Origin of the sequence: Nocardiopsis sp. SBT366 (genome assembly GCF_001083815.1) — a bacterium.
In the GTDB taxonomy this organism is placed as follows: domain Bacteria; phylum Actinomycetota; class Actinomycetes; order Streptosporangiales; family Streptosporangiaceae; genus Nocardiopsis; species Nocardiopsis prasina.
The window spans coordinates 83,702-103,090 of sequence record NZ_LAVM01000008.1 but is presented as its reverse complement, the minus strand read 5'-3'; the positions used below and the strand labels follow the sequence as shown (position 1 = coordinate 103,090).

General features: G+C 70.5%; 17 protein-coding genes and 1 CRISPR repeat array. Of the genes, 3 read left to right on the top strand and 14 right to left on the bottom strand.

Annotation, left to right across the window (positions count from 1 at the left end; genetic code table 11):
* The 5 genes from ADX84_RS04115 to mraZ form a co-directional block, all read right to left on the bottom strand.
* Window positions 1-1,282: HNH endonuclease signature motif containing protein (locus ADX84_RS04115; RefSeq protein WP_234003834.1), on the bottom strand; the 1,282-nt coding region annotated here is incomplete at its 3' end.
* Window positions 1,283-1,837: 555 nt separating this feature from the next.
* Window positions 1,838-2,172: direct repeats of the CRISPR family, unit length 30 nt; unit sequence CTGCTCCCCGCGCACGCGGGGATGGACCCG.
* A 116-nt stretch (window positions 2,173-2,288) separates the two neighbouring features.
* A complete protein-coding gene (locus tag ADX84_RS04110; protein ID WP_082206280.1) occupies window positions 2,289-4,265 on the bottom strand; it encodes a penicillin-binding protein 2 in 1,977 nt (658 codons plus the stop codon).
* Window positions 4,262-4,717 (bottom strand): hypothetical protein, encoded by a 456-nt coding sequence (locus ADX84_RS04105; protein WP_049567715.1) that lies wholly within the window; start codon window positions 4,715-4,717, stop codon window positions 4,262-4,264. Before ADX84_RS04105 ends, ADX84_RS04110 begins: the two co-directional genes overlap by 4 nt.
* Before the next feature lie 9 nt (window positions 4,718-4,726).
* Window positions 4,727-5,782: a 16S rRNA (cytosine(1402)-N(4))-methyltransferase RsmH gene (gene rsmH, locus ADX84_RS04100; RefSeq protein ID WP_049567710.1), complete on the bottom strand. Its 1,056-nt coding sequence runs from the start codon at window positions 5,780-5,782 to the stop codon at window positions 4,727-4,729.
* Window positions 5,783-6,057: 275 nt separating this feature from the next.
* The gene (gene mraZ, locus ADX84_RS04095; RefSeq protein ID WP_049567708.1) at window positions 6,058-6,489 is read right to left on the bottom strand and encodes a division/cell wall cluster transcriptional repressor MraZ; all 432 of its coding nucleotides are present in this window, start codon (window positions 6,487-6,489) and stop codon (window positions 6,058-6,060) included.
* A 309-nt stretch (window positions 6,490-6,798) separates the two neighbouring features.
* Between mraZ and ADX84_RS04090 the strand changes: the two genes are divergently transcribed.
* Genes ADX84_RS04090 through ADX84_RS04080 form a run of 3 tightly spaced genes read left to right on the top strand, consistent with a single transcriptional unit; the run spans window position 6,799 to window position 11,500 of the window.
* Entirely contained in the window at window positions 6,799-7,791 is a 993-nt protein-coding gene (locus tag ADX84_RS04090; RefSeq protein ID WP_049567705.1) for a MoxR family ATPase, read from the top strand.
* A gap of 32 nt (window positions 7,792-7,823) precedes the next feature.
* Complete coding sequence (locus ADX84_RS04085) at window positions 7,824-9,131, top strand: DUF58 domain-containing protein (protein WP_049567703.1); 1,308 nt, start codon at window positions 7,824-7,826, stop codon at window positions 9,129-9,131.
* 17 nt (window positions 9,132-9,148) lie between these two features.
* Entirely contained in the window at window positions 9,149-11,500 is a 2,352-nt protein-coding gene (locus ADX84_RS04080) for a transglutaminaseTgpA domain-containing protein (protein ID WP_049567701.1), read from the top strand.
* A 190-nt stretch (window positions 11,501-11,690) separates the two neighbouring features.
* On the opposite strand, the gene ADX84_RS04075 is transcribed toward ADX84_RS04080, so the two are convergent.
* The 9 genes from ADX84_RS04075 to aroC form a co-directional block, all read right to left on the bottom strand.
* Complete coding sequence (locus ADX84_RS04075; RefSeq protein ID WP_049567697.1) at window positions 11,691-12,116, bottom strand: DUF3040 domain-containing protein; 426 nt, start codon at window positions 12,114-12,116, stop codon at window positions 11,691-11,693.
* Window positions 12,117-12,359: 243 nt separating this feature from the next.
* Window positions 12,360-13,646, bottom strand: coding sequence for a DNA polymerase IV (dinB, locus tag ADX84_RS04070; RefSeq protein ID WP_049567695.1), 1,287 nt, complete (start codon window positions 13,644-13,646; stop codon window positions 12,360-12,362).
* Between the two features lie 41 nt (window positions 13,647-13,687).
* Entirely contained in the window at window positions 13,688-14,485 is a 798-nt protein-coding gene (locus ADX84_RS04065) for a methyltransferase domain-containing protein (RefSeq protein ID WP_049567691.1), read from the bottom strand.
* A gap of 44 nt (window positions 14,486-14,529) precedes the next feature.
* Complete coding sequence (nusB, locus tag ADX84_RS04060) at window positions 14,530-14,943, bottom strand: transcription antitermination factor NusB (RefSeq protein WP_049567688.1); 414 nt, start codon at window positions 14,941-14,943, stop codon at window positions 14,530-14,532.
* The gene (gene efp / locus ADX84_RS04055; protein WP_049567686.1) at window positions 14,943-15,506 is read right to left on the bottom strand and encodes an elongation factor P; all 564 of its coding nucleotides are present in this window, start codon (window positions 15,504-15,506) and stop codon (window positions 14,943-14,945) included. The genes nusB and efp overlap by 1 nt, the downstream gene beginning before the upstream one ends.
* A gap of 160 nt (window positions 15,507-15,666) precedes the next feature.
* The gene (gene aroB, locus ADX84_RS04050; protein ID WP_049567683.1) at window positions 15,667-16,749 is read right to left on the bottom strand and encodes a 3-dehydroquinate synthase; all 1,083 of its coding nucleotides are present in this window, start codon (window positions 16,747-16,749) and stop codon (window positions 15,667-15,669) included.
* A complete protein-coding gene (locus ADX84_RS04045) occupies window positions 16,746-17,249 on the bottom strand; it encodes a shikimate kinase (RefSeq protein WP_049567680.1) in 504 nt (167 codons plus the stop codon). Before ADX84_RS04045 ends, aroB begins: the two co-directional genes overlap by 4 nt.
* A 497-nt stretch (window positions 17,250-17,746) precedes the next feature.
* Window positions 17,747-18,097: a hypothetical protein gene (locus ADX84_RS04040; RefSeq protein ID WP_049567677.1), complete on the bottom strand. Its 351-nt coding sequence runs from the start codon at window positions 18,095-18,097 to the stop codon at window positions 17,747-17,749.
* A 68-nt stretch (window positions 18,098-18,165) separates the two neighbouring features.
* On the bottom strand, window positions 18,166-19,347 hold the full coding sequence (aroC, locus tag ADX84_RS04035) for a chorismate synthase (RefSeq protein ID WP_049567670.1): 1,182 nt from the start codon (window positions 19,345-19,347) through the stop codon (window positions 18,166-18,168).
* Window positions 19,348-19,389: the final 42 nt, after the last annotated feature.

The following is a 19,389-nucleotide window of genomic DNA, read 5'->3' as shown; positions in this document are numbered from 1 at the left end:
GGTCTGGGGGCCGGTGGGTGGGGCGGCCTTTCCACGCGGCCCGGTGGGGGTTGTTCTCCCGCCTCCACTTGAGGCGGTTGTGGGTGGAGCACAGCGGCTGAATGTTTCCGGCGCTGGTGTGCCCGCCCTGGGAGTAGCTGGTGATGTGGTCCGCTTCGGTGGCGCTGATCGGGACGTCGCATCCTTGGGGCCAGGCGCAAGTGGTGCGCCCGTAGTGGGCCACGGTACGGATCTGTTCGGGGGCGTTGCGCATCCCGCGTCCCACGTCCAGGGGCTTGCCACTGGCGGGGTCGGTGATCACCCGCCGCAACACACTGCCCGGCGCCATGGCGTGCACGGCTTCCATGGCCAGCACCATCCCGTCCTGCGTCGCAGCGGCCGTACTGGTGTCACTGGACTGGCCGGTGTAGACGTCCAGGGGGACGGTCACGTTGATCATCGCGAGCGGGCCGGGGGGTTTGGTGCACCCCTGGTGGCCCAGCGCGGTCTTGACCAGGTGCATGAACGCGTCGTAGGAACGCTCCGCCTTGGACTGCTCCGGCCCGGTGGGGTTGGGGGGTTTGGTGAAGGCCCCCACGGCTTTCTCCAAAAGTTCGGCGTCCACTTCCGGGCCCCAGGCCTGGAGGTAGAAGGAGCCCTCGAAGCTGCGCACCACGTCCAGGCGGCGGGCGTCGAAGGCTTTCTTGTACTCGTCCTGGACCAGGGTGGGGTGGAGTTGGGTGGAGATGCGCTTGCCGAGTTGGGTGAGTTGGGCGGCGGACAGGGTCGGCTGGTCGGCTTTGGCGGCCATGAGCCCGGAATCCATCAACACCCGAAACTCATCCGCGTCCGGGAATTGGTTCTTGTCTCGGGTGGTGGTGGCTGCTTCCACTGCTTTCGCGGTCGCAGCGGCTTCGCCCAGGGAAAGCACCCCGGCGTCCAGGGCTGTGCGGGTGTGGGGGAGTTTTTCGTTGAAGAGGGCTTGGGCCAGGCAGGCCAGGGAGCGGGCCTGGGCCGGGCTGGTGCCCAGGGCTTGGGTGATCCATCCGGCCAGGGTGCGTTGTCCGCCGACTTCGAGGAGGTTACCGGTGGCCTGGATTTGGGCCAGGCGCAACAGGATGGCGAGTGTGGCCTGGTCCATGTCCTGCCACAGGTGGCAGATCTCGTCCAGCACCCCCGCCACCGCACCAGCCGGAGGTACCTCAGCCAGAGCGTGGGTGACCTGTTCCCTCGCGTGGCGCATCGCGGTCACAGCGGGAGAGTGTCCCGCCATAACTGTGTGGTGCGCGAAGGAGAAGGTCATGCTTCCATTGTATGCGCGAATAGAAGAAAAAGGAATAGAAGGCAAGAGGGAATGCGACCTGGAATGCCAGGTTTCTTTCTCCTGGGAAAGGGCTTGTGGATAACCCGCGAAAGCTGCCCGGGTGTGTTATGTAATTCGTCCCAGACGGTAACCAGCCGCGACACGGGGCACCTTTGGGCGCAGGCCTGGGGTGCTGCTTCCCTCGCTGCCGCCTTTTCGTTCGCCACAGTAACCAGCCGCGACACGAGCACCGATCGGCACAGGCCGGAAGACCTACCCTCCTTCGCTGCCGCTTTTGCGCCCACCACCCCAGCCACCACAACACGCGAAACGATGAACACCAGCCCTGACCCCGCACCCTCCTTCGCTGCCGCTCTTTCGTCGGGAAGCGTGACCAGCCGCGACACGCATCCCGGTCAGCGCAGGCGAGGAGGAACCCATCGCCTATAGGCTCGCCCGTGACAGCAACAACGAAGGCGGATGCCGGTTTTGTCTGTTTCTCAACAAGTTGGAAAAACGAGCACTTGCCACCGGTAAGTTCCCAGGTGAAAAAGTCTGCTCCCCGCGCACGCGGGGATGGACCCGACGCGGCAGCGATGTCCCTCCATGTGAGGTGCTGCTCCCCGCACACGCGGGGATGGACCCGCCTCCCCCAGCACCTCAAGCGCGCTCTTCTCCTGCTCCCCGCGCACGCGGGGATGGACCCCACGAGTCGCCGGGCCGTGACCGGCTGGGCGTCTGCTCCCCGCGCACGCGGGGATGGACCCGCCAAGGTCGAGACGTGGCGGGCCTACATCCTCTGCTCCCCGCGCACGCGGGGATGGCCCCGGCTACCGGTGCTCGATCGGGCTCGCGGCCCACTGCTCCCTGCACGCGCCGGGATGATCTCGAAGCGTGGATCGAGCGGCAGCTCCAAGCACGGCTGCCCCCGCGCGGGCGGGGATGGGCCGCAGTATCCGTCCACCGGGGTGGCGGGAGCCGCAGGGATGCGACTCCCGCCAGGTGGTCAGCGGTCCTCTTCTTCTTCGAAGAGGCGGATGGCCGGGGGCTCGGTGTCCGTCGGTGGGACCTTCATGGTCTTGAGGGCGAAGGACATGATGTCGTTGAACACCGGTCCTGCGGCCTCGCCGCCGTAGTAGGTCTCCTGCGGGTTGTGCAGGACCACCTGGACGATGAGTTCGGGATCGTCGGCGGGGGCGAAGCCCGCGAAGGTCGCCGTGTAGCCACCGCCGTCGTAACCGCCGGTCTCCGGGTTGATCCGGTTGGCGGTACCGGTCTTGCCCGCTACTCGGTAGCCGTCGATGCGGGCCTGGGGCGCGGTTCCCTCGTCACTGGTGACCGCTTCGAGCATCAGGGCGAGCTGGTCGGCGGTCTCCTTGCTGACGACCCTGGTCTTCTCCGGCTCCTCCGCGGGGGTGAACTCCCCGTCGGTGTCGACGGTTCCCGCGATGAGCCGGGGCTCGACGCGGACACCGCCGTTGGCGATGGTGCCGTAGACCGAGGCCATCTGGGTCGCGTTCACCGACAGGCCGTGACCGATGGACACCGACGGCAGCTGGGTCCCCCACCAGTCGTCGGGGTCGGTGAGCACCCCGGACTCCTCCCCCGGCAGGGCGAGGCCGGTGGGTTGCCCCAGTCCGAAGTCATTCATGTAGGTGTGCAGCACCCCGGCCTTGACCTGGTCAGCGATCTTGATGGTGCCCACGTTGCTGGACTGCGCCATGATGCCGTTGACGGTCAGTCGCTGGGTGCCGTTGTTGGTGGAGTTACGGAAGGTCTGGTCGTAGTACTGGAGGGTGTACGGCACCGTGTACACCGTCTCCGGTGTGGTCAGCTCCTCCTCGAGCGCGGCGGCGACCGTGATCACCTTGTTGGTACTGCCCGGCTCGAAGGTCTCTGCGACGGCTCCGTTGGACCACTCCTCGGGCCCGGTGGCGGAGATGTCGTTCTGCGAGTAGGACGGGTAGTCCGCCATCGCGAGGATCTCCTGGTCGGTGTTGGTGACGATGGCGCTCCCGCCCTCGGCGTCCAACTCCTCCACCCGCTCGGCCAGGGCCTGCTGGACGAACCACTGGAGGTCCCGGTCCAGGGTCAGGCGCACGTCCTGACCGGGCTCGGGCTCGCGCACCAGACCGCCCGCCATGGGGATCTGGGTCCCGTCGTTACCCACCTCGACCTGCCGCTTGCCGGCCTCACCGGCGAGCGTCGAGTCCAGGTAGCCCTCCAGGCCCTCGAGTCCGTGCCCCTCCGAGCCGACGAACCCGACCAGGTCTGCGGCGCCGGTCTCATCCGGGTAGACGCGTTCGTAGTCCACCTCGGCCCCCACACCGGCCAGGCCGAGGTCGCGCATCTCCTGCCAGTCCTCCGGCGACACCATCGTGGCCACCACCTGGTACCGGCTGGGCGCGGCGTCGACCTTGACCGCGACCTCCTCCTGCTCCAGATCGAAGCGGGTGACCAGTTCGTCCACGAGCTGGTCGCGCTCCTCCTCCTTGACCTCCTCGGGGTCGACGAAGACGGTGCGCACCTCGGCTGACAGCGCGAACGGGTTCCCCCCGGCGTCGGTGATCTGTCCGCGCAGGGTGGGAATGTCGATGGTCTGGAGTCGCAGGTTGGCGGCGGCCTCGGCGTACCTCTCGGCCTCCACCCCCTGGATCTGGGTGAGCCTGCCCGCGAACAGGAGGAGGATCACCACGATGATGGCCCCGCCGATCCTGATGCGCTTGTTCGGATCGCCCTGCCTGAAGGTGCGCCGCAGGAGCGGCGGCGGGGGCGGTGGGGCAGGGCTCCTGCGCCGTGGCCGTTCACCGCCCCTGCGCGTCTCACGCGCGGAACCACTCCGGTTCGCTCCGGAACTCGCGCGGGCGCCGCTGGCGGGGCGGCGGGCCTCCCGCTGCGGACGCTTGCTGGGCCGGGACCCGGAGCGTCCCGCCGCTCCGGGTCCACGGGGGTCACGGGGGCGGCGGTCCCGGGGGGTGCTCACTCTCCGCTCCCAACGTTCCCGGTGTCCGTACCGCTGCCGCTGATCTCACCGCTGTCCAGGTCGAGGAAGAGCGGAGCGTCCCCCTGCTCCATCCCCATCTCCTCGGCCTCCCTGGCGATGCGCTCGGAGGTCTCCATGTGGGCCACCGACTTCTCCAGCTGCTGTTCCACGTACGACATCTCCCGGTTCTCCGACTGGAGACTGGTGATCGTGTACGCCTCCTGGGCGACGACGCTGCGCAGCACCAGGAGTGACACCAGCGCACCGCCGAGAAGGCACAGGATGAGCAGGACGAACGGGATCTTCGGCGCGGGTCCGATACCGCCTGTACGTGTGGTCGCCGCAGGCCGCGCCGGACGTTTGGGCGCCGGTGGACGCCTGGTGGCCCCGGTGCGCCTGGTGGTCGTCGCGCGCCCCTTGGTGGTGCGGCGTGTGTCCGTCTTCGTGCCCATCTGGTCTCCCTACTGCCGCGACGGCCAGCGCACACGTTCGGCCGCCCGGAGGCGTGCCGACTGTGCGCGCGGGTTGCGTTCGTTCTCTTCGTCCGTGGGGAGTTCCGAGCCCCTGGTGAGGAGCCGGAGTTCCGGTTGGCGGTCCGGGAGGGGGACCGGAAGGTCGGCGGGTGTGGTGTCGGTGGCCAGAGCGGCGAGGGCCCTCTTGGTCATCCGGTCTTCCAGCGAGTGGTAGGACAGCACCGCGATGCGGCCGCCCACGTCCAGGCGGGAGATCGCGGCGGGCAGGGTCTCCTTGAGGATGGAGAGCTCGGCGTTGACCTCGATGCGCAGGCCCTGGAAGGTGCGTTTGGCGGGATGGCCGCCGGTGCGGCGGGTGGCGGCGGGGATGGCCTCGCGCACTAGTTCGGCCAGTTCCCTGGTGGAGTCGATGCGTCCCTGGGCGCGGCGGCGTTCGATCGCCCGGGCCACGCGGGAGGCGAAGCGCTCCTCGCCGTAGGTGCGCAGGACCCGCGTGAGCTCGGCGACGGAGTAGTCGTTGACGACCTCGGCGGCGGTGAGTGCCTGGGTACCGTCCATGCGCATGTCGAGGGGCGCGTCGTGGGCGTACGCGAAGCCGCGTTCGGTCTCGTCCAGCTGCGGTGAGGAGACGCCGAGGTCGAGCAGGACCGCGTCCGCGTGCTTGGCCCCGGCCTCGTCGAGGGCGCGCGGGATCTCGGAGTAGACGGCGTGGACGAAGTGGGTGCGGTCCGCGTAGGGTGCGAGGCGTTTGGCGCTGCGTTCCAGGGCGGTGGTGTCCCGGTCCACACCGACCAGTCTCATGGTGGGACAGGCCTTGAGCAGCGCCTCGGAGTGTCCGCCCAGCCCGAGGGTGCCGTCGACGAACACCGCCCCGGGCCTGCTGAGCGCCGGTGCGAGCAGTTCCACGATCCGGTCGAGCATCACCGGCACGTGCAGGGGATCGATCCCCGCTCTGGCCGCCTGGATCCGGGCCGCGATGTCGTCGGCCCCGTGGTCCGTCGAGCGGTCCCCTTCGGGCCGCCCGTCCTGCCGGTTGTCCCCCATGCGCTGCTGTTCCTCCACGCTGTCGCGATCTCCCCCTGGGTCCGTGCAGCGCACTGGGCGCGCTCCACGGTGTCCTTCGCGTGGCCCCTCCGAAGTAACCGGCGGGGCCTCCGGACACGGCCGCTATTGTCCACCTTTCGGCGGGCGAACGCTCACGACCTGGCACCGGGGAAGTCGCGCCAGCTCGTGTGACCGTCTCCGGAGACCGCCACCGGTCCCGGCGTTGCATGGACTGTGTGCTGGTGGATCGAGGCGTTCCAGCGACCGCCCCGCCGTCACAGCACCCCGGGCAGCACCTCCTCTGAGAGTTGCGAGAACGCCTGCTCCTGCTCGGTCTCGTACTCCGACCACGCGGCGGCGTCCCAGATCTCCAGGCGTGTGTTGGCCCCGATGACGACGCACTCGCGGTCCAGGCCCGCGTAGGCGCGCAGCTTCGACGGGATCGTGATCCTGCCCTGCTTGTCGCAGGACTCGTCGGACGCGCTGGCGAAGAGGACGCGGCTGTAGTCGCGGACCGCCTTGGCGGTGACCGGTGCGGAGCGCAGGACGTCGGTGACGCGGCGGAACTCGTCCGCCGGAAAGACGTAGAGACAGCGCTCCTGGCCCTTCGTGATCACCAGACCCCCCGACAGTTCGTCGCGGTACTTCGCGGGAAGGAACAGCCGTCCCTTCTGATCGAGGCGAGGTGTGTGGGTGCCGAGGAACACACACTCACCCCCTCACCCCTATGCGGAGAATTCACCCTCTCCACGCTGCTCCACCTTACTCCACTCTTCCCCACCGTCAACAGCTTCAATCCGCATTCAGACGCTGAAGAATCGACAAATGCGCAGGTCAGAATGGTGGGGTTGGAACGGTGGGCGAGTGGGGCACCATGACGCCCGCGTGCGTCGCGCACCACCTCCGTCCCCGGGTCAACCCCTCGGCGGCCGATTCCGGCATTTTGGTTTGCAAGGGATCTGATTGGCCCTAGCCTCGGAGCGATACACGCAGACACACCGAGCGAGAGGGTTCTCGTGTCACTCGGCACACAGCAAGACGGTCACGGGGGCGACGTCCGGGGAGACGTCGGTGCCGTTGTCGCCGTCGCCGAACGCGTCCGTGGCGCGATCGAGACGGTCATCGAGGGCAAGCCCGACGTGTTGCGCATCGCGCTGACCGTCCTTCTCGCTGAGGGACACCTCCTCGTCGAGGACGTTCCGGGCGTCGGCAAGACGATGATGGCCAAGGCCCTGGGCCGGGCCGTCGACTGCTCGGTGCAGCGCGTCCAGTTCACCCCGGACCTGCTCCCCAGCGACATCACCGGTGTGAGCGTCTACCACCAGGACCGCAACGAGTTCGAGTTCAACCCCGGGCCGGTCTTCGCCAACATCGTGCTCGGCGACGAGATCAACCGTGCCTCGCCGAAGACGCAGTCGGCGCTCCTGGAGTGCATGGAGGAGCGCCAGGTCAGCGTGGACGGCCAGACGCGGGCCCTGGAGCGGCCGTTCATGGTCGTGGCCACGCAGAACCCGGCCGACATGGAGGGCACCTACGCGCTGCCCGAGGCGCAGCGGGACCGCTTCATGGCCCGGGTCTCGGTGGGTTACCCCTCACCCCAGGCCGAGCTGGACATGATCGACAGCCACAGCACCCGCTCGCCGCTGGACCGTATGGAGCCGGTCACCAACGCCGAGGAGATCCGCTCCCTGGTGGACCGCGTGCACAACGTGCACATGGCACCGGGCATGCGCCGCTACGTCGTGGACCTGGTCAACTCGACCCGGACCGCCCCCGAACTCAGGCTGGGCGCCTCTCCCCGCGCCACCCTGCACCTGGTCCGCGCCGCGCGGGCGCACGCCGCCCTGGAGGGGCGCCACTACGTCGTCCCGGACGACGTCCAGGCCCTGGCCGTCCCCGTCCTCGCCCACCGGTTGCTGCCCGGTCCCGAGGCCCAGATGGAGCGGCTCAGCGCCGAGCAGATCGTCGCCAAGCTGGTCTCCCGGCTGCCCGTGCCCGGCCCCCGCTGACCCTCTGCCCCCTGACTCCCGAAAGACGGACCATGCGCCCGCAACGTACCCTCACCGCACGCGGTGGTCTGATGTTGTTCTTCGGTGTCGTCGCTCTCGTGTGCGGTTTCGTCATCGGTCAGCGGGAACTCACGGGCGTGGGCTTCTTCCTTCTCCTGGTGCCCCCGATCTCCGCGCTGACGATCCTGGGCGCGACCGGTCGGGTGGTGCAGAGCCGGGCGCTGCAACCGAACCGGATCCCCGCCGGAACCGACACCCGGGTCCTGGTGCGGATCGGCAACGTCTCCACCGCGTGGCCGGTGGTCTGGGTGCGGATCGAGGACGCCCTGCCCGTCCGGCTCGGGTACGAGCCCCGCTACACGGTGGGGTTCCTGGCCGCGAGGGCGGTCCGGGACGTCACCTACCTGGTGCGCCCGGAGGTGCGTGGCCGCTATCCGATCGGCCCGCTGCAGGTGAGCGTGGTGGACCCGCTGGGCTGCGTCCGGGTGACCCGCCAGGTCGGCGCGCCCACTCCGCTGCTGGTCACCCCGCCCGTGGTCCCGCTCTCCACACTCGGTGTCTCCGATGGTTCCCAGGGGGAGAACTCCCCGCGGCGTTCGGTGGCCGGTGCGGGGGAGCAGGACCCCATCCCGCGCGAGTACCGCTACGGCGACGAGATGCGCCGGGTGCACTGGCGTTCCACCGCCAAGCACGGCGAGCTCATGGTGCGCCGGGACGAACAGCACTGGCGGGAGCACAGCACCCTGCTCCTGGACACGAGGTTCGAGGCGCACGACGGTGAGGGTGTCCGGGACTCACTGGAGACGGCGGTCAGCGTGGCCGCCTCCGTGGCGGTGAACCTCCTGGACAGCGGGCACGAACTGCGTCTGCACACCGAGCGGGGCCAACTGCACACCGGGAACACCTCCGGTGTGCTGGACGGGCTGGCCACGGTGGAGGCCTCCGAGGCGGACAGCCTGTACGGAGGGATCAGCACCCTGGAGGGCGCGCGGGGTTCCTCGTCCAGCCTGGTGGTGGCCGTCCTGGGTGCGTTGTCGCCCGAGGACGCGGCGGCGCTGTCCCGGGTGCGCGGCTCCGGGCTCCACGTGGCGGTGCTGTGCACGCGGGCCGCGTGGACCGACCCCGAGCACACTCGGCGCACCGCCGAGCTGCTGGCCGCCAACGGCTGGCGGGTGCTTCCTGTCGCCGACCCCGCCGATCTCCCCCCTCTGTGGGGGCGGGCGATCACCCCCGGTTCCGGGGTCTCCCCCATGTCCCCCGTAGCCTCCGGAGGCAGCCTCACCAGTGAGACGCCGCTGGCCCCGGCAGGCACCCGTGTCCCCTGGGAGGGGTCCCGTTGAGACTGTTGCGAACACTGATGCCCCTGGCCGCCCTGGTCTCGATGCTGGCGGCGCTGCCGCTGCTCGGCGGGCTCATCCGTGGCGGCGGCTGGTGGGGGCCCGCCGTCGTCCTCATGGTCGCGGTGACCCTGGTGTCCGCCCTGTACCGCCTCACCGGCCGCACCTCGATCCCGGTGCCGTTCCTCCAGCTGCTGGTGGCGGCGCTGCTGTTCACACCGATGCTCACCCCCGGCACCGGATTCCTCGGTGTCGTGCCGACGGCGGCCACCTTCGAGCAGACCTGGGTGCTGTTCGAGCAGGGCGTCAACGGCATCAACACCAGCACTCCCCCGGTTCCCACCACCACCGGGCTCCAGCTGATCATCGCGCTGACGTTCCTGGTGTTCACGATGACGGCGGACTTCCTCGCGGTGACCGCCCGCTGCCCGGGCATGGTGGGCGGGCTGCTCCTCGCGCTGATCGTGGTGCCGTTGGCCGTGGACGGCGCCGGTCTGACCTGGGCGCAGGCCGCTGTCTGCGCGGCGGGTTACGTGACCCTGTTGGCCACGGACATGTGGGTCCGCGGACGTGAGTGGGGGGTCCGGGTCCCGGACGGGCACACCCCCGGCAGCCGGTTCGTGGCGGGCGCCGCCCAGCTGGGCACCGTGGTCGTCGCCGCTTCCGTCGCGATCCTCCTGGCCCTGTCCCTCCCGTTGATGGTGCCGTCGCTGCGCACCGACGCCTTCCGCACGATCGCCGACGGCGCCGAGTTCGGCTCCACCGGCACCGTGACCACCACCCACCCGCTGGTCTCGCTCCGCCGAGACCTGGCGGCCTCCTCCGACCGCACGGTGTTGACCTACCGCAGTGACGCCGAGGAGCCCGAATACCTGCGCACCTACGTCCTGGACGAGTTCGGCGGCGAGAACTGGACGATGTCACCGGTCCGCACCGGGCGTGACTCCGCGCTCGGGGGCACCCTCCCCCTGCCCACGGGCTGGAGCCGTGACTCCGGGACGGCCGTCACCACCCAGGTGGCGCTGACCTCCGACGCACCCCGCATGGAGTTCCTTCCCCTGCCCTACCCGCCGCGCTCCGTGGACGTGTCCGGCGACTGGTATGTGGACCCCGCCACGCTGATGGTCTTCACGACCGACACCCCCTCGACCGGGTTCGACTTCACCGTGGTGTCCTCCGAGTACCGCCCGGAGGCGGAGGCCCTGGCTGACGCCGGGCCCCCGGTCACCCTGACCGACGACCACCTCGACCTCCCCGACGGCATCGACGCACGCGTCCAGGAGCTCACCGACTCCCTGACCGAGGACGCGGACTCCGACTACGAGCGGGCCGTCGCCCTCCAGGGGTTCTTCACCGGCGGAAACTTCACCTACGACCTCAGCCCGCCCGCGATCCCGAACGGCGCCGACCCGCTGTCCCACTTCCTCCTGAATGACCGGATCGGGTACTGCGAGCAGTTCGCGGGGGCGATGGCCGTCATGGCCCGCCAGGCAGGCGTCCCCGCCCGGGTCGCGGTGGGTTACACGGCGGGCCAGCGGGACGGCGACGGAAGCTGGTCGGTTTCGGTCGGTGACGCGCACGCCTGGCCCGAGCTGTACTTCGAGGGTGTGGGATGGCTGCGTTTCGAGCCCACCCCCGCCTCCTCCCAGGGTCAGGGCACGGCCTCGGTTCCCGAGTACGCCGGTGGCGACGGTGCGTCCGAGCTCCAGCCCGACCCCGAACCCAGCGACTCGAACACCCCCGAGCCCAGCCCGACCCCCGAGGACGAACCCTCCGCCGGTCCCTCCGACGCCAACCCGACCCCGGAGGAGGACGAGGAGCCCGCGGACTCCGCCGCGACCACCCCGGAGGGGGGCGCGGGTTCCGGCGCCGCTCCCTGGTGGCCGGTGGTGGCGGGTCTGCTCGGCGGGCTGCTGCTGTTGGCCGGACCCGCCCTGGTGCGGTCCGTGATCCGCTGGTCGCGCCGGGCCGCTGTGGCCTCGGGCGGGACCGCCGCCGCGCACGCCGCGTGGCTGGAGCTGCGGGACACCTGCCTGGACCTGGGTGTGGAGTGGACGCTCACCGAGAGCCCCCGGGCGACCGCCGCCCGGTTGGGCGCCGTCCGCCCGAGCGGGGCCCTGCTGCCCTCGGAGGCGCACGCCGCCGTGTGGCGGCTGGCCTTGGCGGAGGAGGCGGCCCGCTACGCCCCCGACCCGGGCGACGACCAGTACCTGGACGGCGCCAAGCTCTCCGCCGACCTCGCCACGGCCCGGGAGGGAGCGAGGTCCGCGGCCACCCGTGGTGACCGCTGCCGCGCCCTGCTGCTGCCGCGTTCCCTGGCCCCGTGGCACCGGCCCCGGGTCGCCGCCGACACCGTTCCCGCCACCGCCTGACCGACCGGGTCGGGCCCCCACCCCCTGCCGGGGCTCACCCGGTAGGGCCCACAGGGGCGGGACGGCGCGGGGCACACACGACGGTGGGGCCCACACACGACTGGCGTGTGTGGGCCCCACCGATGCGAACGGGCGAGCGTTCTGGGCATCCGTCACCTGGGAGGACCGGTGTCCGTCCCGAGCGGGCTGGCTACTCCTCGCCCTCCTGGCGACGACGCCACCGCTCCTCGAAGCGGTTCATCATCCCAGGACGTTTGGCGCCCCTGCGCTTGTGTTTGGTCTCCGTCTCGGCCTCGGCCAGCATCGCCTCCGCGCCGCCCCCGGCGGCCTTGCGCCAGGCGTTGGCGCCCAGCAGGAAGGAGGCGAGCATAAAGATGAACCCGAGGACGCTGATGGTGACCGGAACCGCGATCGACGATTCCGGGCTACTCAGCAGCAGCCCCAGGAGCAGCAATGCCATACCGAGTACGAAGCCGATGACGGCCTTGATGATCCAGCGCTTGTAATGGACTCCGGGGTTCGTCTGCCGAACAGTGTTCGCGAACTTCGGGTCCTCGGCATACAGCGCCTGCTCGATCTGGTCGAGCATGCGCTGCTCGTGTTCAGAGAGCGGCACGGTGCCTCCCTACGGCAGTCCCCGGTTGGGGTGACGGGTACTGATGAACAGTCTCTTGGTCAGTGGTATGCCCAGAATACGGTGCACTAGCGCCTGGTGGAAAGAAAAGCTGCGTGTGTACCTGACCCACTACGGCCACGATACCCTCGCCCTGTATCGGAAACACCGGCTTCCATGCCTCTCTTCTTACCCTTACTCCGGTTCTACTCTGAGAACGTTCAGAGGTCCCCGGAAGTTGCCGCATCATACGTCGTTTTCGTCACGCTTGGCCAATACGGCCGACTGTATCGCGCCTGGACCGAAACGGGCCTTCACCCGGTCCATAACCCGTTCAACGTCCCGCCAACCCGAGTCCTCCTCCCCCAGTGCGAGCTGGTGGTGCGCCTGTTCGACCGGGGCGACGCCCTCCACGCGAACCCCCACCAGGCGCAGCGGGGTGCCCTTCAGCCCCGACGCCGCGTAGAGCGCACGCGCCACCGCGCTGATCTCCCGGGCCACGTCCGTGCTCTCGGAGAGGGTCCGCGCCCTGGTGATGGTGGAGAAGTCGGCCCGGCGCAGCTTCACGCTCACCGTGCGCCCCACCTGCCCCGAGACGCGCATACGGTGCGCCACCTTCTCGGACAGCCGCAACAGCTCGCGGTCGATCAGGCCCGGGTCATCCACGTCCTCGGCGAAGGTCTCCTCGGCGCCGACACTCTTGTCCGGGGTGTCGGGGACGACCGTGCTGGGGTCCTCGCCCCGGGACAGCGCGGCCAGGCGGATGCCGGCCTTCTCCCCCAGTTCCATGCGCAGCATGTCGGGGTCGGCCCGGGACAGGGCGCCCACCGTGCGCAGTCCCAGCCGGACGAGCGTGCGTTCGGTCTTGTCCCCCACCCCGGGCAGGGCGCCGATCGGCAGGGGGTCCAGGAAGCCGTGCACCTCCTGCGTGGGCACCAGCAACAGACCGTCGGGCTTGCAGTGGGTGGAACCGAGCTTGGCCACGAAACGGGTGGCGGCCACCCCGACCGAACAGGTGAGCCGCTGCTCGCGGCGGACGCGTTCGCGGATCATCGCGGCGATGCGCACCGGACCGCCGAGGCGGCGGCGGGCGCCGGACACGTCCAGGAAGGCCTCGTCCAACGACAGCGGCTGCACCAGGGGGGTCACCGACCCCAGGATGTCCATGACGGCCTCGGAGGCCTCCCGGTAGGCGGCCCCGTCCGGCGGGTAGACCAGGGCCTCCGGGCACAGCCGCATCGCCTGGGCCATGGGCATCGCCGAGTGCACACCGTGGCGGCGGGCGATGTAGTCGGCGGAGGAGACCACGCTGCGCGGACCGGTGCCGCCCACGATCACCGGGCGGCCGCGCGCCTCGGGGTGGCGCAGCTGCTCCACGCTCGCGAAGAACGCGTCCATGTCCAGGTGCAGGATGTTGCAGTCGTCGTCCGGACCGGAGCCGTCCAAGGGGAAGTCGGACCGCAGGGGCGTGATCCCCTCGGAGGTGACCACACCCCGTAGAGCGGCACCGCGCTCCAGTTGACGTCGGCTCATATGCCCAGGTTATGCCCTGTCCACAGCGACCCGCCCCGGCCCTAGGGCTTCAGGGCGACGGCGTGCAGCTGGGTGGCGACACCGATCAGTTCCGGGTGGTCGGCGACGGCCCGTTCCAGTTCCACGAGCTGCTGTCCGGCCTGGGCGTCGCCCTCCCAGGCGTGCCCGGGCAGGATGTCGGCGAACACGCGAACCCCGCGCACGCTCTCCCCGGTGAGACCGGACTGGCCGATCAGGTCGAGGAGCTGCTGGCGGGTGAACCGGCGGGGCACGGGGTCGGCCCCGCCCCAGCGGCCGTCGGGGTCCTCCAGCATGTGCCGGGCCTCGGTGATGTGCCCGGCCAGGACCCGGTGCAGGGCCCCGGCCACGGCGTTGGTGACCAGCAGACTGACCGCGCCGCCGGGGCGGGTGACACCAGCGACGTCGGCCAGCGCGGAGACGGGGTCGTCGACGTACTCCAGCACGTTGTGCACCAGCACGAGGTCGGCGCTGGCGGCCGGGAAGAGCGAGGCCAGGTCCTGGGTCTCCCCCTGGACGCCACGCACCATGACACCGCTCTCGGCGGCGCGGCGCTCCAGGGCTGCCAGGGAGTCGGGGCTGGGTTCGACGACGGTCACGCGGTGACCGAGCTCGGCGAGCGGGACGGCGGCGCCACCGGTGCCACCGCCCGCGTCGACGATCTCCAGGGGTTCACCGTCGAAGAGACGGTCCAGCAGCCGCGAGAGGGCGTCCCACACCACGGCGGTGCGGGCCGCGTTGGCCGCCCGCCCGGGGCCGGTCGGACCACCCGCGCCGAAACCGCTCGCGGCGGTCGCGGGCGTGCCGCTCCTGTCAGTCACCTGCGTTCCCTCAATCAGCTAGTGTCCGGCCTCGGCTCGAGGTCTCAGAGCGAGAGCGTCGCCTTGTTCTCCATCAGCCTGGACAGGAGTCCGCTGATGAAGTTGGGCGACTCGTCGGTCGAGAGCTCCTTGGCGACGCCGACGGCCTCGGCGATCGCCACACCGTCGGGGATGTCCTCGGCCCACAGGAGCTCGTAGGCGCCCATCCGGAGGATGTTGCGGTCGACGACCGGCATGCGCTCCAGGGTCCACCCGATGGCGTACTCGTCCAGGAGGGCGTCGATCCGGTCGCGCCGCTCATCGACGGAGCGGGCCAGCAGCTCCGTGAACTCGTTGATCGGCGGTTCGGGCTGGGCTCGGCGACGCTTGATGACGTCCTCCACCGAGGTGGAGCGCACCTCGGCCTCGTAGAGGACCTCCACCGCGCGCCGACGGGCCTTGCGCCGTGCACCACTCATCAGTTGACACGCCCGAGGTAGTCGCCCGTGCGGGTGTCGACCTTGACGCGCTCGCCGGTGGTGACGAACAGGGGCACCTGGATGGTGGCGCCGGTCTGGACGGTGGCGGGCTTGGTGCCGCCGGTGGAGCGGTCGCCCTGGACGCCCGGGTCGGTCTGGGTGATCTCCAGCTCGACGGCGGCGGGCATCTCGATGTAGAGCGGGTTGCCCTCGTTGGTGGCCACCGTGACCTTGGTGTTCTCCAGGAGGAAGCCCTTGGCTTCGCCGACCACGGCGTCGCCGACCGGGATCTGGTCGAAGGTCTGGGTGTCCATGAAGATGAAGGAGTCACCGTCGTGGTACAGGTACTCCATGTCACGGCGGTCGACGCTGGCGAACTCGATCTTGGAACCGGCGTTGAAGGTCTTGTCGACGATCTTGCCCGTGAGGACGTTCTTGAGCTTGGTGCGGACGAACGCGCCGCCCTTGCCCGGCTTGACGTGCTGGAACTCCAGGACGTTCCAGAGGACGCCGCCGTCGAGCCGCAGGGTCGTGCCGTTCTTGATGTCGTTCGTCGTGGCCACTTCGGTCGTCTCTCCCAGGGGTGTGACACGTCGGAGACCGGACTCGCTGGTCCGGTCGGTGGTCAGTGGGGCGAGGCGTGGTTCCCGTGGCCGCCAGCGGCTGTGCCGACCGGCACCCGGGCACTCCTCGCCTTGGGTCAGTCTAGTGGCTTCCGAGGACTCAGGAACCGTCCACGACCGCCTGGTAGGCCTCGTCCAGCAGCTCGGGGGCGGGTCCGCTCAGGATCGCGGGTCGGGCCAGACCGTCCAGGACCACGAATCGCAGTGTGGAGCCACGGGCCTTCTTGTCCACGGCCATGGTCGCGCGCAACTCCGGCCAGGCCTCGGCGGCGTAGGCGACGGGCAGGCCCACGGAGGTGAGCACGGAGCGGTGTCGCCGCACCAGCTCGTCGTCGATGCGCCCGTCCAGCCGGGCGAGTTCGGCGACGAAGACCATGCCGATGGAGACCGCGTAACCGTGCCGGAAGGTGTAGTTCTCGGCGCGTTCGATGGCGTGCCCGAGGGTGTGGCCGTAGTTGAGGATCTCGCGGCGGCCACTCTCCTTGAGGTCGCCCGAGACGACGTCGGCCTTGACCCGGATGGCGCGTTCGATGAGTTCGCGCGTGTGCCTGCCCTCCGGAAGGGCGGCGCCCTCGGGGTCGTCCTCGACCAGGTCGCAGATGACGGGGTCGTCGATGAACCCGGCCTTGACGATCTCCGCCAGCCCTCCGACGTAGTCCGCCCGGGGCAGGCTCGGAAGGGTGGCGAGGTCGCACAGCACCCCGGCCGGGGGGTGGAAGGCGCCCACGAGGTTCTTGCCCTCGGGGGTGTTGATGCCGGTCTTGCCGCCCACGGCGGCGTCCACCATGCCCAGCAACGTGGTGGGGACCAGCACCGAACGCACCCCGCGCAGCCAGGTGGCCGCGACGAACCCGGCGAGGTCGGTGACGGCCCCGCCTCCCACTCCCACCACGGCGTCGGTGCGGGTGAAGTTGAACGACCCCAGCCGGGACCACAGCTCGGTGGCGACCGCGGCGGTCTTGGCGGCCTCGCCGTTCGGCACGGGCATGGGCCGGACGCGGTATCCGGCCTCCTCGAGGACCCCGACCACGGGGCGGGCGATCTGGTCCAGGCCCTCGGGGTGGATGACGGCCACCTGCGCGGCGCCGCCGACCAGGGAGGGCAGTTCCGCGAGGATGCCGCTGCCGACCACCACGTCGTAGCGTCCGGTGGGCTCCCCCACGCCGATCCGGGTCACGGTCACTGGGCGGCCTTTCCGGTGGGGAGGGATTCGACGATCGCGTCCACGATCTCCTCGGGGTGGTACTCGGTGGTGGGCACGGTGACCGAGGCGAGGCTCTCGTAGACCGGGAGGCGTTCGTTGAGGAGCCTGCGCAGCTGGGTGCGGGGGTTCCCGGACAGCAGCGGGCGGGCCACGTCCATCCCCACGCGCTTGGCGGCCTCACCGAAGTCCACCTGGAGGTAGACCACGTGGTGGTCGACGAGTTCCTTGCGGGTCTCCTCGTTCAGGACCGCGCCGCCGCCGACCGCGATGACGCCCTCCCAGGAGCGCAGGCCCTCGGCGACGACCTCGCGCTCCAGTGCGCGGAAGTGCTCCTCGCCCTCCTGGAGGAAGATGTCGCTGATGGGCTTGCCCGCACGCCTCTCGATCTCGGTGTCGGTGCACAACAGGTCCGTGTCCAGCCGGCGGGCCAGGGCCTCGCCGACGGTGGACTTGCCCGAACCGGGCGAACCGATGAGCACCGCGATCGCTCTTGCCACGCTCTGCCTACCTCCGGGGGTCACCCCGCGCCCGCGGGGAACGTTCTGACCGCCTGCTCGGAGCCGCGCCTGACGGCGGCCCATCCCCGCGTGCGGGGAGGCAGGCGGTGTCGCTCGCGTGCGCCGTCAGGTGCTGCGGCCCGTCCCGCGTGCGCGGGGAGCAGGCTCTGTTCGACCAACGCTACCGGTAGTCGCGGGGGACCCTTCCCACGTGTGCGGGACCCACTTCCGTCCTCCCTCAACGGCCGCCTGCCAGTGGCCAGTCCCCGCGAGGGCGTGCCTCGCTCGAACGAGGCGAACCGCGACTCCGAGAGTGATCCATCGCCGCGTGCGCGGGAGGAAGGGACACGGGTCCACGCGACGGATGGCCCTGCAAGCTCCGAGCCCCGTGCCGGGAAGGCAACCGCACAGGTCGCTCAGGCGGTGATCGGCACGGACCCCGCCCGCGTGCGTGCGCGGGCGGGGCCCGTGCCGAGGCGTCAGGGTGCCTGCGCGGCGAAGGCGAGGCCCCGGTGGCTGAGTTCGGTGTCCTCGCAGCGCCCCTCCACGGTGGCCTCGACGTCGAAGACGTGCTGCTCGGTGGGCGGGTAGCCGATGAGCTGCAGGGCGCGGCTGGGGACCGGCCCCTGGGAGGCCGCGGCGGACTCCCACAGCAGGACCGCTCCCCAACGGTTGGTCTCGGGGTCGGCGATCCAGGCCTTGAGGCGCAGACCGGGCACCTCGGCGAAGGCGTCGACGGACGTCTCCTTCAGGTAGGCGCGCAGGGACTCGATGGTCTGGTCGGACTCGGTCAGGTCCCACCAGACGGTGGCGAGGCGGGGGTGGTGCATGGGGGTGCTCCTGTAGGTGAAAGTGAACTGGCCCGCTCTCCGGGGGAGGGCGGGCCAGTGGGGTGGTTCTAGCGGATCGTCAGCGCGTCCAGGTAGCCCTGGAGGTTGCGGGCGGTCTCGGGGACCGAGTCGCCGCCGAACTTCTCGATGGCGGCCTCGGCGATCACCAGGGCGACCATGGCCTCGGCGACCACACCGGCGGCGGGGACGGCGGTGACGTCGCTGCGCTGGTGGTGGGCCTTGGTGGGCTCGCCGGTCTCGGTGTCGATGGTGTCCAGTGCCTTGGGCACCGTGGCGATGGGCTTCATCGCGGCGCGCACCCGCAGGGGGTCGCCGGTGGACATGCCGCCCTCGACCCCTCCGGCGCGGTTGGTGCGGCGGCGGACGCCGTCGGGGCCGGGCTCGATCTCGTCGTGGGCCTCGGAGCCGCGACGGGCGGCGGTGCGGAAGCCGTCACCGACCTCCACGCCCTTGATGGCCTGGATGCCCATGAGGGCCCCGGCCAGGCGGGAGTCCAGACGGCGGTCCCAGTGCACGTGGCTGCCCAGGCCGGGCGGCAGGTTGTAGGCGAGGACCTCGACGACGCCGCCCAGGGTGTCCCCGGACTTCTTGGTGTCGTCGACCTCCTCGACCATGCGGGCGCTGGTCGCGGTGTCGAAGCAGCGCAGGGGGTCCTCGTCGATCGCCGCGAGGTCCTCGGGGCGCGGTTCGGGCGCACCCTCGGGAACGGCGACGGGGCCCATGGAGACCACGTGGCTGAGGATCTCGATGCCGAGCGCCTGGCGGCAGAACTGCCGGGCGACCTCGCCGACGGCGACCCTAGCCGCGGTCTCACGGGCGCTGGCGCGCTCCAGGATCGGCCGGGACTCCTCGTGCCCGTACTTCTGCATACCAACGAGGTCGGCGTGCCCGGGGCGGGGGCGGGTGAGGGGCGCGTTGCGCGCCGTGCCGTCCAGTTCCTCGGCGGGAACCGGGTCGGGCGACATCACCTTCTCCCACTTGGGCCACTCGGTGTTTCCGACCTCGATCGCGACCGGCCCACCCTGGGTGAGGCCGTGCCGGATACCTCCGATGACGGAGACCTGGTCCTTCTCGAACTTCATCCGGGCGCCCCGACCGTACCCGGCGCGACGACGGAGCAGCGCGGCGGCGATGTCGTCAGAGGTGACGGACACACCGGCCGGAAGGCCCTCCAGGATCGCGACGAGTGCAGGTCCGTGGGACTCCCCCGCGGTCAGCCAACGCAACATGTGCACGATCCTCCCACGGATCGGAGGGAGGCGTGGTCACCG

Coding starts and splice junctions, on each gene's coding strand:
- ADX84_RS04105 (WP_049567715.1), bottom strand. CDS start 4,717: ATGGGCACGAAGACGGACACACGCCGCACCACCAAGGGGCGCGCGACG.
- rsmH (WP_049567710.1), bottom strand. CDS start 5,782: ATGGGGGACAACCGGCAGGACGGGCGGCCCGAAGGGGACCGCTCGACG.
- ADX84_RS04085 (WP_049567703.1), top strand. CDS start 7,824: ATGCGCCCGCAACGTACCCTCACCGCACGCGGTGGTCTGATGTTGTTC.
- ADX84_RS04080 (WP_049567701.1), top strand. CDS start 9,149: ATGCCCCTGGCCGCCCTGGTCTCGATGCTGGCGGCGCTGCCGCTGCTC.
- dinB (WP_049567695.1), bottom strand. CDS start 13,646: ATGAGCCGACGTCAACTGGAGCGCGGTGCCGCTCTACGGGGTGTGGTC.
- nusB (WP_049567688.1), bottom strand. CDS start 14,943: ATGAGTGGTGCACGGCGCAAGGCCCGTCGGCGCGCGGTGGAGGTCCTC.
- ADX84_RS04040 (WP_049567677.1), bottom strand. CDS start 18,097: ATGCACCACCCCCGCCTCGCCACCGTCTGGTGGGACCTGACCGAGTCC.
- aroC (WP_049567670.1), bottom strand. CDS start 19,347: ATGTTGCGTTGGCTGACCGCGGGGGAGTCCCACGGACCTGCACTCGTC.